Source organism: Aeromonas sp. 95A (genome assembly GCF_051919235.1).
Lineage (GTDB): Bacteria > Pseudomonadota > Gammaproteobacteria > Enterobacterales > Aeromonadaceae > Aeromonas > Aeromonas veronii.
In genome coordinates this window covers 2,405,706-2,421,863 of record NZ_JBQBFC010000001.1, presented here as the reverse complement: position 1 = coordinate 2,421,863, position 16,158 = coordinate 2,405,706, and the positions used below count along the sequence as shown (strand labels likewise).

Here is a 16,158-nt window from a genome sequence, read left to right as displayed (position 1 = left end):
CTCCCGTTTTGGTCAGGTATTTTGCAGAACAAAGCGCTGTACCAGAGATTGCTGCTGTGATGAGAGCTTTTGCAGTTGCCCGCCGGTATGAGCCACATTGCCCAGCACTTTTTGGTTTTCATTGGCAATAGAGCTGATATTGCTGATGTTTCTGGCTATTTCTGTACTGGTTTGGCGCTGCTGTAGGGCCGCTGTAGCGATTCGACTGCTCAGTTCGGCCACTGAGTGAAGACTGTCTGAAAGAGCGCCAAGCATCATTCGGGTTTGTTGACTGTCCTGGCTACATGCCTGCATTACTCCGTGGCAGCGGACAATGGTCTCGACCGCTCCGGTAACCCCTTGCTGCAGGGCCGCAATGTGCGACTGGATCTGGGTTGTTGACTCTGCGGTATGACGGGCTAGCTGGCGTACCTCGTCGGCAACAACCGCGAAGCCACGGCCGTGCTCGCCGGCTCTGGCGGCTTCTATTGCCGCATTGAGCGCGAGCAGGTTAGTTTGCTCTGTGACCCGCTCAATGATCTCAAGAATGCCACCGATATTGACACTCAAGTGATGCACTGACTCAATGGCGTGGCAGGAGTTGGTCAGGTCGTCAGCTAATCGACTCATTCGCTCTGCAGTGTGCTTACTCATCATGCTGGTCTGAGTGGCTTCTTTCGCCACCTGTGCCAGCGTCTGTTCGGCCATTTCAGCACTGGTTGCCACTTCTCGCGCCGAATAATCCATCTCCTCCATCGCGGCGCAGACACTGTTAGTTTCACTTCGCTGCTGCTCAAGCTGGCGGGTGGCGCTTTGTTGTGCGCTCAGGTTGAGCTCGGCCATTTCCCCGAGTGAACGGGCGGCATGTACCACTTGGCTGAGCATATTGCTCATCTCGTGTGCCAAAGAATTGATCCCTTCGCCTACTTGCCCCAGTTCGTCATGACGATCCAGAATGGCTCGCTGTGTCATGTCACCACGACTTAGTGAGAGCAGTGTTGTGAGCAGTTGTTGCATGGGCTTACGAATGGCGCGAATCAGATGCAGTAAAATAAGAGCGCTCAAACACAGTGAAACCAGTAGCCCAACCGAGAGCCCGATTTCCAGTTGCAACAGAATACCCTGGCTTTGTGAAACCCGCGCACTGAGCTGGGCGTCCACGATGTCATCAATGGCAGAGAGTTCTGCGAGCAGTGAGTCAACCATGCGGGTTGCTTGCTCGCTTTGATTGCGCAATTGTTCACTGCGCATAGAAAGTTCCAGGTGTTTTGCCAAGAGTGCTTGGGGGCCGGAGAGCAAGGCAAATACGCTATCTAGGGTGATCCCGGCACTTTGTTCAAGGTCAATATAGTCACCAAAGGCACTTTCCTGCGTGCGTAATTGCACTGAGAGTTGCTTGCGCAGTGCAGCCAGTTTCATCGCTGATGCGGTGAGTTGCTCAACCTTGCTGGCAATCAGCTGGGGATCACGTTGTTTGAGAGAGTCTGTCACACTACTTGTTTGTAGCTCCAACTCTTGTAACAGCTGATTTTTTGTAAGCACGGCAGGATGAGCCCCCAGTGGCGCAACCAATATATCCAGTTGTCCGCGTAATTTTCGAAAAGCACTATTGAGTCTGTTATCGCGGCTGAGCGTCTGCTGATGGGAGAGATTAGTGGCATAGTCAGTTGCAAGTTGCTTTATCAGTGCCCAGTACTGGCTCTGCTGCTCGTCCAGCGTCAAGACCTTCTCTTGTAAATCGGCATCACTGTTGGTCTGCTCTTTTAGACGCTGCGCGTCTTGCTGGTAGCTTTGTTGCCATTGCTGCATGAGGGCTATCGCTTTATCGATATCCTCCACAGAGGGCTGCAATAAGGCGACTCGCAGGCTCTTATCGAGAGAGAAAAGGTCACGCGTCACCGCGCGGCTCTGTACCAACGTCGGGGCAGTGTGTCCGGTAAGCTCATTGACTTGGGCTGCCAATCTCTGTCCGGTATAAAGCGAAAGCCCGACCGAGAGAATCAGCAATAAGATGATGGTAAGAAATCCCAGTGCGATGCGCTGAATAATGGAAAAATGTCGTTTTGATGTCTTCATTGTAATCAATTACACGGATTAAGAGTTATGACACTCGGTTGATTGATGACCGAAGACCTCTTCGGCGACTCGTTGCTGATGCGTCGCAACACGTCTATAGCGCGTCTTTTGATCGCCAGGAACTTCTTGTGTAACGTTTACACAATTAAGTGAGTATTTTACACCGCCTAGTTCAGGACGAAATTACAACTCACCGGAGCTGAGAGATAGCTCTCATTTTCCTTTTAATAACAAATGAATAAAAAAAAGCCCCCGGCTCTGCTGGGGGCAAATCTGGCATGGCTTGTGATGAAATCAGTGGTTGATGCGTAATCCTTCTGCATCAAAAACGAGACAATGTTCGGGTGAGAAAAAGACATCCATCTTCTGGTAGGGGCTAAATGCGCTGTCGCCGGCAAGTAACAGTTTGAATCCATCGACGCCGCAGCACTGGCCAAACAGATAGGTACTGTTGCCCAGGCGTTCAACGACTTCACAGGTAAAAGTGAGGTGAATGCCTTGGCCGTTTGGCACAACATGCTCCGGACGCAGGCCCAGTGTCACTTCGCTGCCTTCTGCTACGTGAGAGGTGGCTATGGGCAAAGTCAGGATCTGTTGCTCACTGACTTGTACGGTCAGCTCATTTTCACTCCAAGCAAGCACTTTACCGGGCAGGAAGTTCATCTTGGGGGATCCGATAAAACCGGCGACAAACTTGTTGGTTGGTTTGTAGTAGAGTTCCATCGGAGAGCCCACCTGCTCTACCTTGCCGTAGTTCATGACCACGATCTTGTCTGCGAGGGTCATTGCTTCCACCTGATCGTGTGTAACGTAAATCATGGTGGTCTTGAGTTCCTGATGCAGCTTGGCGATATGTAGACGCATCTCCACACGGAGTTCTGCATCAAGGTTGGATAGTGGCTCGTCAAACAGGAACACCTTGGGGTTACGCACGATAGCTCGGCCGATGGCTACGCGCTGACGCTGCCCGCCGGAAAGTTGCTTGGGTTTACGGTCGAGCAAGTGGGAAAGTTGCAGTGTTTTGGCCACCATGCTGACCTGATGTGCGATCTCCTCTTTCACCACACCATTGACCCGCAGGCCATAGCCCATATTTTCGGCCACAGTCATGTGGGGATACAGGGCATAGGATTGGAACACCATGGCCACCCCGCGATGAGCTGGGGCTACATCGTTGACCACCTGCTCATCAATCGCAATGTGGCCGTCCGAAATCTCTTCCAGACCGGCGATCATGCGCAGCAGAGTGGATTTACCACAACCGGAAGGACCGACAAAGACGGTGAACTCACCGTCTTCTACATCCAGATTCACATTATGTAGGGTCACATTGCTGCCAAAACGCTTGATCACATTGTTCAGTCTGATACTCGCCATGAGCTTTAACTCCTTGATAATAAATGCATTAGCTGCGAGTGCTGGGGCGGTCATACCCCTTCTGCGGCTTTTTTGCCCTAGGAGGGAGAAGGCGTTTCACACCGTTTCACTCTGTGGCTTTAGAGGGACTATATCAGGCTGGTGTAATCGGTTGCACAAAATGCTGTTTCTTTTGTGCATGAGATCACAGCCTTGATATGTGCTGCTGGCAGGCAGAGCAAGCACCGCTTACCGTAGAGGTATTCGGTGTAATCGTTACCTTTTTTGCTGTTCCAGTGCACCCGAAGACCTGTGCCAAGCAAAAATCAAGTGATAGAGCGTATTGCTCCGGATCTGATGTATGGGATTAAACCATTTATTTTTCATTGCATTAGGTGGTGGTTAGGTTGTGTCGTAGAGGCCAGACCAGTCCGGCGTGAAATGTGGCTTTGCTTTGTTTTACACCCGAATTGGTAACAATCTTCAGAAGTTACACCGACTGGATGGAATCGTAACACTCACTTTACCTACGTGGTCTGACAAGACCTGCTTTTACCTGAGTTGGGGACAAGGAAATTATATGAAAATCAACAAATTGACTGCTGCAATGTTGTTGTCTTTGGGCGTTATGGGGTTGGGCCAGTTAGCCCGCGCCGCTGACGGTGAACTTCTGGTGTGGGAAGACATCAAGAAATCAAACGGCATTGAGGAGGCTGTCAAGGCGTTCGAAGCCAAGCACAACGTCAAGGTGAAGATCCTCGAAACCCCGTATGCCCAGCAGATCGAGAAGCTGCGCTTGGACGGTCCGGCCGGTATCGGTCCGGATGTACTGGTACTGCCCCATGATCAGGTTGGTACTGCCGTGGTGCAGGGGCTCATCAGCGAGATCAAGCCGGGGGCCGACTACCTTGCTGGTTTCACCAAACCTGCGGTGGATGCCCAGACTTATGAAGGCAAGCTCTATGGCCTACCCAAGGCGGTCGAGACCATTGTCATGGTCTACAACAAGGACTTGTTACCCAAGGCTCCTGAGAGCTTTGACGAGCTGATCAAGGCTTCCCAGACCCTGCGCGGGGAGGACAAATACGGTCTGCTCGCCAAGTTTGACGAGATTTATTACTCCTATGGTGTAGTTGCAGCCATGGGGGGTTATATCTTCGGCCAGAACCCCAACGGTTCGCCCAACGTCAAGGATGTGGGCCTAGCCAACCAGGGCTCGGTCGATGCAGTGAGTCTCCTCAAGCGTTTCTACAGCGAAGGCCTTTTCCCGGCCGGTATCGTGGGTGAGACCGGTGCTAACGCCATCGATTCCCTGTTCACCGAGAAGAAGGCCGCGGCCGTCATCACTGGACCCTGGTCGTTCCAGCCCTACAAGGATGCGGGAGTGAACTACGGTGTTGCCCCGCTGCCGACATTGCCCAATGGCGAGCATATGCGCTCTTTCCTCGGCGTGAAAGGGTACAGCATCTCTACCTATTCCAAGCAGAAAGAGTTGGCACAGCAGTTCATCGAGTTCATCAACCAGCCTGAGTACGCCAAAGTCCGCTTCGAGAAGACCGGCGAGATCCCGCCCCTCAAGGCGCTGATTGACGATCCGCTCATCAAGAATGACGAGAAATCCCGTGCCGTGGCCATTCAGGCCGGTTTCGCTACTCCGATGCCGAGCGTGCCCGAGATGCAAGAGGTGTGGACCCCTGCCAACAGTGCACTGCAGCTTGGCGTGACTGGCAAGCAGGATGTGAAGGCGGCACTGGAAGGTGCAGTCAAGAACATCAACATGCAGATCGAAGTCAATCACTCGCAGCAATAACACAAGTTGGGCACAGGCCCAATTCGGGCCGGGCGGCGTTCGTGGCCGCCCGGGCTCTCAATGGAAAGGAGGTACATTGTGGTTGTCGATTCCGGATCGCTTACCCAGATCGGTACAAGAACCCATCATGCCAAGGTGGCCGCCCTGCTCTCGCTGATCCCGGGACTCGGTCAGTGGTATAACCGGCAATGGGTCAAGGGCACCCTGTTTTTCATCGTCATGGCCTGTTTCTTCGGCGTATTCCATGATTTTCTATCTCAAGGGTTCTGGGGGCTGTTTACCCTCGGTACCGAGTTGCCCCGGGACAATTCCGTCTTCCTCTTGGCCAAGGGGGTTATCAGCGTACTAGTGGCCATCTTTGGTTGCGCCATCTATTACTGGAGCGTCCGTGATGCTTATGTTAACGGCGATCGCCGGGATCGTGGCGTAGCGCTGACCAGTGTGCGTAAGCAATACCAATTGTTGCTGAGCGAAGGTTTCCCCTACCTGATGATCACCCCGGGCTTTATATTGTTGGTATTCGTGGTGGTGTTCCCCATCATCTTTGGTTTCTCCATCGCCTTCACCAACTACGATCTCTACCACACTCCGCCTGCCAAGCTGGTGGACTGGGTGGGGATGAAGAACTTCATCAACATCTTCAAGCTCGATCTGTGGCGTTCGACCCTGCTCGATGTGCTGCAGTGGACCGTGATTTGGACGCTGATCGCCACCACGCTGCAATGCACGGTCGGGGTACTGCTGGCTATCCTAGTCAATCAGAAGGATCTGCGCTTCAAGCCGCTCATTCGCACTATCCTGATCCTGCCGTGGGCAGTGCCCGGTTTTGTCACCATTCTGGTCTTTGCCGGCATGTTCAATGAGACATTTGGTGTGATCAACAATGGCATCCTGGCTGCGCTTGGCATTGAGCCCAAGGCATGGATGACAGATCCCTTCTGGACAAAGACGGCCCTAATCCTGATGCAAACCTGGCTTGGTTTCCCGTTCGTCTTTGCCATGACCACCGGGGTACTGCAGGCGATCCCGGATGATCTCTATGAGGCCGCCACTATCGACGGCGCCAGCGCATGGCACAAACTGACTACCATCACACTGCCTCTGGTGTTGTACTCGATCGCCCCGATTCTGATCACTCAGTACACCTTCAACTTCAACAATTTCAACATCATCTACCTGTTTAACAATGGTGGCCCTGCTGTGGCAGGCTCAAACGCGGGTGGGACCGACATCCTGGTCTCCTGGATCTATAAGCTGACCATGTCATCGTCCCAGTATGCGATTGCGGCGAGCATCACCATCCTGCTCTCTATCTTCGTGGTCGGCATCGCCCTGTGGCAGTTCCGTGCGACCAATTCGTTCAAACAAGACGACATGGTGTAAGGAGACCCTGCCATGAGTGTCAAACACAGTCTGAAAAAGCGTAATGCCATTCGCCTGACCCTGAGCTACCTGCTTCTAGCCATGGTCGCGGTTATCATCATCTATCCCCTGATCTGGACGGTTGGAGCCTCTCTCAATCCGGGCAGCAGCCTGCTCAATACGTCGATCATCCCGGAAAACTTCTCCTTTATTCATTATCAGGAGCTGTTTGACGGTCGCATCGACTATGCAGCCTGGTACTGGAACTCGATGAAGATCAGTTTCCTGACCATGGCGTTTACCCTCATCAGTGTCAGCTTTACTGCCTATGCCTTCTCACGCTTTCGTTTCCGTGGGCGGCAAAATGGCCTGATGTTGTTCCTGTTGTTGCAGATGGTGCCCCAGTTCTCGGCCCTCATCGCCATCTTCGTGCTGGCCCAGATGCTGGGTCTGGTCAACAGCCACCTGGCGCTGGTGCTGGTCTATGTGGGCGGCATGATCCCGATGAACACCTATCTGATGAAGGGTTACCTCGATGCCATCCCCAAGGATCTTGACGAGTCGGCGCGCATGGACGGGGCGGGCAACTTCCGCATCTTCATCGAGATCATCATGCCGCTCTCCAAGCCCATCATTGCGGTGGTTGCACTGTTCTCCTTCACCGGCCCGCTTGGCGACTTCATCCTGGCCAGCACCATATTGCGCACCCCGGATCAGTTCACCCTGCCCATTGGTCTCTACAACCTGGTCGCCCAGAAGATGGGGGCCAGCTACACCACCTATGCAGCGGGAGCTGTGCTCATCGCGGTGCCGGTGGCCATCTTGTACCTCTCCTTGCAGAAGTACTTCGTTTCCGGTCTTACCGCAGGTGGGACCAAAGGTTAATCCGTTAAACAGGACGTTCGACATGAAAATCAAGAAGACGCTGGTGATGGCGGCGCTGCTCGCCACCGGCATGTTGGGTATGCAGGCCCACGTCGTGGCTGCCGAAAGTGTGGTGGTGCAACCAGTAGCGGTACCGCAGGAGTTCATCAAGGGGGCCGATGTCTCCATGCTGGCCGAAGTGGAGAAATTTGGTGGCAAGTTCTTCGATGCCAGCGGCAAGCAGCAGGATGCCATGGCCATCCTCAAGGAGAACGGCTTCAACTACATCCGCCTGCGCCTGTGGGTGGACCCCAAGGATGCCGACGGCAAGCCTTACGGCGGCGGCAACAACGATCTGGCCGCAACGATCGAACTGGCCAAGCGTGCCAAGGCGCACGGCATGAAGTTCCTGCTCGATTTCCACTACAGCGACTTCTGGACCGATCCGGGTCGCCAGAACAAGCCCAAGGCGTGGCGCACCATGTCGGTCGAGCAGTTGGCGGATGCGGTCTATGCCCACACCAAGGAGAGCATGGACGCCCTGGCCAAGGCCGGCGTGATGCCTGACATGGTGCAGGTTGGCAACGAGATCAACGGCGGCATGCTGTGGCCGGAGGGTAAGAGCTGGGGCCAGAACGGTGGCGAGTTTGATCGCCTGGCCACCCTGCTCAAGGCCGGTGTGCGTGCGGTGAAAGAGCACGGCAAGGATATCAAGGTGATGCTGCACCTGGCCGAAGGCACCAAGAACGACACCTTCGTCTGGTGGTTTGACGAGATAGCCAAGCGCGAGGTGCCCTTCGATATCATCGGGCTCTCCTTCTACACCTACTGGAATGGCCCCATCAGTGCCCTCAAGGCCAACATGGATGACATCAGCAAGCGCTATGGCAAGGATGTGATCGTGGTCGAGGCCGCCTACGGCTACACCACGGAGAACTGCGACAACGCCGAGAACAACTTTACTGCCAAGGAAGCGAGCGACGGTGGTTACCCGGCCAGCGTACAGGGGCAGGCCGACTTCCTGCGCGATCTGATCAAGAGCGTGGTGGCGGTACCGGACGGGCGTGGCAAGGGAGTTTTCTACTGGGAGCCTGCGTGGCTGCCAACCCCTGGTGCCACTTGGGCTACCAAGGCTGGGATGAAGTACAACAACGACGACTGGAAAGAGGGCAATGCCCGGGAGAACCAGGCGCTGTTTGACTGCTCCGGCCATGTGCTCCCCTCGATCAAGGTATTCAACTGACCCGGTTTCAACCGATAGGGCGACCGGCCATGGCCGGCGCCCCCTCGTTTTAGGAGATGTGTGATGTTCAAGTTTCCCCCGCTCAGTGAACGGGTCCCCGCCCTGCTGCATGGTGCTGATTACAACCCGGATCAGTGGCTGGATGATCCCCAGGTGTTCGAGCGCGATCTCGAGATGATGAAGCAAACCCGCTGCAACGTGATGTCGGTCGGCATCTTCAGTTGGTCTTCCCTGGAGCCACAAGAGGGGCGCTATGAATTCGGCTGGCTCGATACGGTGCTCGATCGCCTGCACGAAAGCGGTGTGTCAGTTTTCCTCGCCACACCAAGTGGTGCTCGTCCGGCTTGGCTTTCCCAGCGTTATCCCGAGGTGTTGCGGGTCAGCAAGGAACGTGTGAAGGCACTGCACGGTGGCCGTCACAATCACTGCATGAGTTCGCCTGTCTATCGTGACAAGGTGCGAGCTATCAACGGTGCCCTGGCCGAACGCTACGGCCATCATCCCGGTGTCATCGCCTGGCACATCTCCAACGAGTACGGTGGCGAGTGCCACTGCGAGCTTTGTCAGGAGCGCTTTCGTGACTGGCTCAAGGCTCGTTATGGCAGCATAGAAGCGCTCAATCACGCCTGGTGGAGCAGCTTCTGGAGCCATACCTACACCGACTGGTCACAGATCGAATCCCCGTCTCCCATCGGCGAGAGCTCGATCCACGGCCTCAACCTCGACTGGAAGCGTTTCAATACCGCCCAGGTGAGCGATTTCTGTGCCGAGGAGATCAAGCCCTTGAAGGCGGCCAACCCGAGCCTGCCGGCCACCACCAACTTCATGGAGTACTTCTACGACTATGACTACTGGCAGTTGGCCAAGGAGATCGATTTCATCTCCTGGGACAGCTACCCCCTCTGGCACAACAGTGGCGATGACTCGACCCTGGCGGCGTACACCGCCATGTATCACGACCTGATGCGCACTCTCAAGGGAGGCAAACCTTTCTTCCTGATGGAGTCGACCCCGAGCCTGACCAACTGGCAGCCCATCAGCAAGCTCAAGAAGCCTGGAATGCATATCCTATCCTCCTTGCAGGCGGTAGCCCACGGCTCCGACTCGGTGCAGTACTTCCAGTGGCGCAAGAGTCGTGGTTCGGTCGAGAAGTTCCACGGCGCCGTGGTCGATCACGTTGGTCACATCGATACCCGGGTGGGCCGCGAGGTACAGGCACTAGGCGAGATCCTGGCCAAGTTGCCAGAGGTCGCGGGCAGCCGCGTCGAGGCCAAAGTGGCCATCATTTTCGACTGGGAGAGCCGCTGGGCCATGGACAATGCTCAGGGGCCGCGCAATGCCGGCCTCTTCTACGAGAAGACGGTAGCCGAGCACTACCGCCCATTCTGGGAGGCAGGGGTGGCGGTGGATGTCATCAATGCCGACTGCGCGCTTGATGGCTATGACCTGGTTATCGCCCCCATGCTCTACATGGTGCGCGATGGCTTTGCCGAACGGGTTGACGCCTTTGTCAAACGAGGCGGGCAGTTCGTTACCACTTACTGGAGCGGCATCGTCAACGAGACCGATCTCTGTCACCTGGGGGGATTCCCAGGGCCGCTGCGCCCGGTCCTTGGGATCTGGGCAGAGGAGATAGACGGTCTCTATGACGAGGAACGTAACGCCGTCTCGGGTTTTGCCGGCAACGAAGCCGGACTCTGCGGCCCTTACGAAGTCACTCACCTTTGCGATCTCATCCACCTGGAAGGCGCGAGGGCCCTGGCCAGCTATGACGGTGACTTTTATGCCGGACATCCGGCGGTGACGGTCAACGAGCACGGGACAGGTCGCGCCTATTACGTCGCCTCGCGAAATGATCTGGCGTTCCAACGCGACTTCTTTGGCCATCTCATCGAGACCCTGGCTCTGCCGCGTGCCTTGCCAGCCTTGCCGGAGGGGGTCACCGCCCAGTGTCGCACCGACGGTGAGCAGGTGTTCGTATTCGTGCAAAACTTCGCCAACGCCGAGCGCCTGGTCACTCTGCCGGGTGGTCACAGTGACATGGTGAGCGGTGAGGCGCTGAGCGATTTACTGGTGCTGCCTCCATTCGGCTGCCGGGTGCTGCGTCGCGCCTGTTGATTGCGGGGCGGAGCCAGTGGCTTCGCCCTCTTTTTTACGTTTAGGAGACTCAAATGGTCAAGATGCAGGACTTCAAGCGGCTGTTCGCCGCGGCCCTCGGCCACAAGGAGGAGAAATCGGCCGAGGCACCGCTCTCCGGGCTGGACGAAGCGGCCATCACCGCGCTCATCGCTGCCTTTGGCGGGCGCGACAACATCGTGGGCTTTGACGCCTGCCTGACCCGGCTGCGGGTCAGGGTCAATGCCTTGCAGCCGGTCGACAGCGAGGCGCTGCAGCGTCTCGGCGCCATAGGCGTCATCATCATCGGCGACGAGGTGCAGGCCATCTTCGGCAAACGCTCGGACAACCTGCGTCGTGATCTCGGTCAGTGGTTCGAACTGCACGAGCCGGAGCAGCACTAGGATGCGCCCCCCGCTGAGCTGGCCACTGTTGGTCATGCTGGGAGCCATCAGTGCAGGGGCTGGTGCCGCTCCTCATAACCTGGCCATCCGAGGGGCGGATGTCTCCACCCTGGCCGAACTCGAGCGCCTGGGCGTTCACTATCAAGACGGAACGCGGCAGGGGGATTTGCTAACCCTGATGCGCAAGCGTGGCCTCAACCTGGTACGCCTGCGGCTGTGGGTCGATCCCCGTTCGGCCAAGGGGGAACCCTTTGGTGGTGGCAACAATGACTTGGAAAAGGTGATTGCACTGGCGCAGCGAAGCCGGTCCCTCAACCTGCCCTGGTTGCTCGATCTTCATTACAGCGACTTCTGGGCCGACCCTGGCAAGCAGCACACGCCACGGACCTGGCGAGGCAAGTCGGATGCAGAGTTGGCGGCAATGCTGCACGATTACAGCGCCGCCGTGATACAACGCCTGCGCGAGGCCGGGGTGCCACCGCAAATGGTGCAGGTCGGCAACGAACTCAATAACGGCATGCTGTGGCCGCAGGGGCAACTACACCGGCAAGAAGAAGAGGAGGGGTTCGATCGATTAGCCCAGTTGCTCAAGGCGGCCATCGCCGGGATCCGTGCTGGCAGCGAGGGGGGTATCACCCCACGACTGATGCTACATCTTGCTGAAGGAGGGGATGAGGCTCAGTGCCTACGCTGGTTCAAGGCGATGCAGGTACGCGATGTGCCGTTCGATCTGGTGGGTATCTCCTTCTACCCATATTGGCACGGATCTCTGGGCGACCTCTCGCGCACCATGAACAGCCTTGCCACCCAAATCAGGCGTCCGCTGCTGGTCGTTGAGACCGCCTATGGGCATGACACCGTCAACCAGGACGAGGTTCGTAACGCCTTCGGTGAGCAGGAGGCCGTACGCGGCGGGTTTGCTGCGACGCCCGAGGGGCAACTAGCGTTTCTCGATGCACTGCGTGCTGCTATTGCCGCAGTGCCGGATCAGCTCGGGCTCGGGTTTGTCTATTGGGAGCCGGGCTGGATCCGGGTCCCCGGCGACAGTTGGGCCAGTCGCGCTGGCATGGCGTTCCTCGGGATAGATGAGCCCCTCGGCAATGGCTGGGAGAACCAGGCCCTGTTTGATCGGGAGGGCAGAGGACTGCCGGCGTTGGCCGCCTTTGTCCTGACCCGCTGACTATTTCACATTGAAGAGATGACAACAGCACAATGAAGATTGACATGAAAAAGACCAAAATTGTCTGCACCATCGGTCCGAAGACCGAATCCAAAGAAATGCTGGCCAAAATGCTGGACGCCGGCATGAACGTCATGCGCCTGAACTTCTCCCACGGTGACTACGCCGAGCACGGCAGCCGCATCAGCAACCTGCGCGCTGTGATGGCCGAGACCGGCAAGCACGCAGCTATCCTGCTGGACACCAAGGGTCCGGAAATCCGTACCATGAAGCTGGAAGGCGGCAACGACGTCGCGCTGGTCGCTGGCCAGACTTTCACCTTCACCACCGACCAGACCGTGGTTGGCAACAAAGACAAAGTGGCCGTGACCTATGCAGGTTTCGCCAACGATCTGCGCGTCGGCAACCGCATCCTGGTTGATGACGGCCTGATCGGTCTGGACGTTATCGAAATCACCGAGCGCGAAGTTATCTGTAAAGTACTGAACAACGGTGACCTGGGCGAGAACAAAGGCGTTAACCTGCCGGGCGTCTCCATCAAGCTGCCGGCCCTGGCCGAGAAAGACAAGCGCGACCTGATCTTTGGTTGCGAGCAAGGCGTTGATTTCGTTGCTGCTTCTTTCATCCGTAAGAAAGAAGACGTTCTGGAAATCCGTGAGCACCTGAAAGCCCACGGTGGCGAGAACATCCAGATCATCTCCAAGATCGAAAACCAGGAAGGCCTGGACAACTTCGACGAGATCCTGGCTGTCTCCGACGGCATCATGGTTGCCCGTGGCGACATGGGTGTCGAGATCCCGGTAGAAGAAGTGATCTTCGCCCAGAAGATGATCATCGCCAAGTGCAACAAAGCCCGCAAAGTGGTCATCACCGCCACCCAGATGCTGGACTCCATGATCAAGAACCCGCGTCCGACCCGTGCCGAAGCTGGCGACGTGGCCAACGCCATCCTGGACGGTACCGACGCAGTGATGCTGTCCGGTGAGTCCGCCAAGGGCAAGTACCCGCTGGAAGCCGTGACCATCATGGCCACCATCTGCGAGCGTACCGATGCCGTGATGCCGTCCAACCTGTCTGCTGCCAACGACAGCAACAAGCTGCGCATCACCGAAGCCGTATGTAAAGGCGCCGTAGAGACCTCCGAGAAGCTGGACGCCCCGCTGATCGTGGTCGCTACCGAAGGCGGCAAGTCTGCCAAGGCCATTCGCAAGTACTTCCCGAAAGCCTGGATCCTGGCTATCACCACCAACAAGAAAACTGCTGCCCAGCTGGTTCTGACCAAGGGTGTAGTTGCTCACGTGGTTGACAGCATCGCCTCTACCGACGATTTCTATCGCATCGGTAAAGAAGCCGCGCTGGAAATCGGCATGGGTCTGAAAGGTGACGTGGTTGTGATGGTCTCCGGTGCTCTGGTACCGAGCGGCACCACTAACACCGCCTCCGCACACATACTCTGAGCTGAAATGGAGTCTTTTGAGTCCCGAGGTGGATTTAACATTCTTATCTAACTTCTAGCTACTCAGAACCTGCGACGCACCATATCGCGGGTTCTGTATTTCAAGGGGGGGGGGACGCATATGTTATAAGTATGCGCTATCCTACCGTCTTGATCTCACTGCAAAAAGCATGGTTTCCCACCTTTCCCTCTTCTGCGAGGCTCTTTCATTTTACCTATGCTCCTGAAGCGCTCATACATCACAGCCAGTAGTACTTCATCAAATTTGAGCAACTAGTTCAGCACATATGCAATAGCAGATGAAGTGTAGTGGAGAGAGCTGTTGCCATGCTGGTCAAAGAAGGGCGATTACGTTTTGTTGGGCCGCGTAAGAGCGGACGTTGGGAGGTACTGGATCCTGACGCGTAAACCATCCAGCCCCGCAACTAACCGACTCAGGACTACCTCGCCACCGGCAGGTCTTCCCAGCGGGTGGTGTAGCAGGGGCTCCGGTGCTCTTGTCGCATCATCCACTCAGGCGACCCCGTGCCTTGGCTGGCAAAGCCTACGCGCCCCAATCCCTTGGCTTTGATCTGGTCCATCACTGCCATCAGCGCGTCCGATTGAGCGGAAGATGGGGCAAACAGGTCGGCCTGTTGCTGCCCCTTGGGGGTGAACTCACTCAGCATGACGCCCCCCTTCTGATAACGGTAACCGTCGCGCCAAATCTGCGGTAGCAGCACGTTCACTTGCTGCAGCAGCAACCGGGTATCATCGCTAGGGCAGACCAGCCGGATGCCCGCCTGCTCACGGTAGTAAGGGGCTCGTTCATCAAAGGGGCTGGTTCGCACGAACAGGTGCACCCGCTGGCAACACATCCCCTCGGCCCGCAGCTTCTCGGCTGCACGAGCCATAAAGCCTGACAACGCTTGGGCCATTTCTCCACGGTCAGTCACGCGCTCACCAAAGGAACGGCTCGAGAGGATCTGCTGCTTCGCCGCCGGTTCAACGGTCAGCTCTGCGCAAGGCAGGCCACGCTGCTCCTGTACGATCCGCTCGACCACCACGCCGTATTGGGCGCGTAACCCTTTGGCGTCGCTAACCACCAGGTCAGCCACGGTGTTGATGCCTTGTGCCACCAACTTGGCTCCCAAGCGCCGTCCTATGCCCCACACCTCGTCCACCGGGGTGATAGCCATCAGCCGGGCACGGCGCAGCTCGTCACGCAAGTCCACGACGCCGCCCGTGGCAGGCCACTTCTTGGCTGCATAGTTGGCCAGCTTGGCGAGGGTCTTGGTGGGGCCGATCCCAACCCCTACCGTTAGGCCGGTCCACTGCCACACTCGCTGCCGGATCTGTTGTCCATAGGCCGTCAGGTCCCCGGCAAACGACTCCGACAGTGACAGGAATGCTTCATCGATGGAGTAGACCTCCAGCTCGGGGGCCATTGTCTCCAACGTGCTCATCACCCTGCCAGACATATCTCCATAGAGCGCGTAGTTGGAGCTGAACGCCACACCGCCATGCGCCTCCAACTGCTCGCGGATCTTGAAGTAGGGCCCGGCCATCTTGATGCCCATCGCCTTGGCCTCGGGGCTGCGCGACACCACACACCCATCGTTGTTGGAGAGCACCACGATCGGGCGGCCACGCAGCTCAGGGCGAAACAGCCGCTCACAGCTGGCGTAGAAGTTGTTTACATCAACGAGCGCTATGGCCATCACGTTGCCTCAGATTGCCAATCACATGGGTGACCACCCCGAATAGCTCCAGGGAGAGGCTCATACAAGGGTCGATAGGCGCGAACGCCGGATTGGCTGGCAACAGCCGCAACCTCGGCTTGAGCTGTAAGGTCTTTACCGTGAAGCCGCCATCGAGTAGTGCAATCACCACATCACCATGGCGCGGAGTGAGGCTCTTATCGACCACCAGCAAGTCACCGGGAAAGATGCCGACCCCGGTCATGCTCTCCCCCTCGGCACGCAGATAGAAGGTTGCAGCAGGGTGTGACACGCAGTGGGTGTTGAGGTCCAACTTCCCTTCCAGATAGTCGCTGGCTGGGCTGGGAAAGCCGCAAGAGGCGCGGTGCAAGAACAGCGGGATGGTCACCTCGGCGGGTGATGGGTCTGGGGTTAACAGCTTCATGGCAACAACACCTGTATTTATATACAGGCATTATAGCGCACCACCTTTGAACCAGCGCAAGTCCCGCATGCCAGTGATGGCGTACCATGGCGCCAACAAATGGCAAAGAGGTCAGTATGAGTCACAATCTGTGTGCCCTACCGAAAGATCAATAGGAACAACTTTGGATTTGAGCAACAAGGTCCCTCT

Annotated in this window: 12 protein-coding genes; 8 read left to right on the top strand and 4 right to left on the bottom strand. The window is 56.7% G+C overall.

Annotated elements, in window-relative coordinates; all coding sequences use genetic code 11:
- Positions 1 to 12: 12 nt before the first annotated feature.
- Both ACTG2U_RS10895 and ACTG2U_RS10890 read right to left on the bottom strand, forming a co-directional pair.
- Positions 13 to 2,055, bottom strand: coding sequence for a methyl-accepting chemotaxis protein (locus ACTG2U_RS10895; RefSeq protein WP_252657143.1), 2,043 nt, complete (start codon positions 2,053 to 2,055; stop codon positions 13 to 15).
- A 294-nt stretch (positions 2,056 to 2,349) separates the two neighbouring features.
- Positions 2,350 to 3,432 carry an ABC transporter ATP-binding protein gene (locus tag ACTG2U_RS10890; protein WP_042080906.1) on the bottom strand — a complete coding sequence of 361 codons (1,083 nt, stop codon included), beginning with the start codon at positions 3,430 to 3,432 and terminating at the stop codon, positions 2,350 to 2,352.
- A gap of 559 nt (positions 3,433 to 3,991) precedes the next feature.
- On the opposite strand from ACTG2U_RS10890, the gene ACTG2U_RS10885 reads away from it, so the two are divergent.
- The 8 genes from ACTG2U_RS10885 to pykF all read left to right on the top strand — a co-directional run bounded on the left by ACTG2U_RS10885 (position 3,992) and on the right by pykF (position 13,846).
- Complete coding sequence (locus tag ACTG2U_RS10885; protein ID WP_042080907.1) at positions 3,992 to 5,221, top strand: extracellular solute-binding protein; 1,230 nt, start codon at positions 3,992 to 3,994, stop codon at positions 5,219 to 5,221.
- Between the two features lie 78 nt (positions 5,222 to 5,299).
- On the top strand, positions 5,300 to 6,604 hold the full coding sequence (locus tag ACTG2U_RS10880; protein ID WP_257688013.1) for a carbohydrate ABC transporter permease: 1,305 nt from the start codon (positions 5,300 to 5,302) through the stop codon (positions 6,602 to 6,604).
- Positions 6,605 to 6,616: 12 nt separating this feature from the next.
- Positions 6,617 to 7,468, top strand: a complete 852-nt coding sequence (locus tag ACTG2U_RS10875) for a sugar ABC transporter permease (RefSeq protein WP_042080909.1) — start codon at positions 6,617 to 6,619, stop codon at positions 7,466 to 7,468.
- Between the two features lie 22 nt (positions 7,469 to 7,490).
- Complete coding sequence (locus tag ACTG2U_RS10870; RefSeq protein ID WP_047434901.1) at positions 7,491 to 8,690, top strand: glycoside hydrolase family 53 protein; 1,200 nt, start codon at positions 7,491 to 7,493, stop codon at positions 8,688 to 8,690.
- Positions 8,691 to 8,753: 63 nt separating this feature from the next.
- On the top strand, positions 8,754 to 10,808 hold the full coding sequence (locus tag ACTG2U_RS10865) for a beta-galactosidase (RefSeq protein WP_042080910.1): 2,055 nt from the start codon (positions 8,754 to 8,756) through the stop codon (positions 10,806 to 10,808).
- A gap of 53 nt (positions 10,809 to 10,861) precedes the next feature.
- Complete coding sequence (locus ACTG2U_RS10860; protein ID WP_042080911.1) at positions 10,862 to 11,209, top strand: glucose PTS transporter subunit EIIB; 348 nt, start codon at positions 10,862 to 10,864, stop codon at positions 11,207 to 11,209.
- Between the two features lies 1 nt (position 11,210).
- Positions 11,211 to 12,389, top strand: a complete 1,179-nt coding sequence (locus ACTG2U_RS10855) for a glycoside hydrolase family 53 protein (RefSeq protein WP_042080912.1) — start codon at positions 11,211 to 11,213, stop codon at positions 12,387 to 12,389.
- 44 nt (positions 12,390 to 12,433) lie between these two features.
- Positions 12,434 to 13,846 carry a pyruvate kinase PykF gene (gene pykF, locus ACTG2U_RS10850; RefSeq protein WP_257124509.1) on the top strand — a complete coding sequence of 471 codons (1,413 nt, stop codon included), beginning with the start codon at positions 12,434 to 12,436 and terminating at the stop codon, positions 13,844 to 13,846.
- Between the two features lie 439 nt (positions 13,847 to 14,285).
- Here pykF and umuC read toward each other — a convergent pair whose 3' ends face one another.
- Positions 14,286 to 15,545 (bottom strand): translesion error-prone DNA polymerase V subunit UmuC, encoded by a 1,260-nt coding sequence (gene umuC / locus ACTG2U_RS10845; RefSeq protein WP_371153072.1) that lies wholly within the window; start codon positions 15,543 to 15,545, stop codon positions 14,286 to 14,288.
- Positions 15,526 to 15,969: a translesion error-prone DNA polymerase V autoproteolytic subunit gene (gene umuD, locus ACTG2U_RS10840; RefSeq protein ID WP_025201139.1), complete on the bottom strand. Its 444-nt coding sequence runs from the start codon at positions 15,967 to 15,969 to the stop codon at positions 15,526 to 15,528. Before umuD ends, umuC begins: the two co-directional genes overlap by 20 nt.
- Between the last annotated feature and the right edge of the window lie 189 nt (positions 15,970 to 16,158).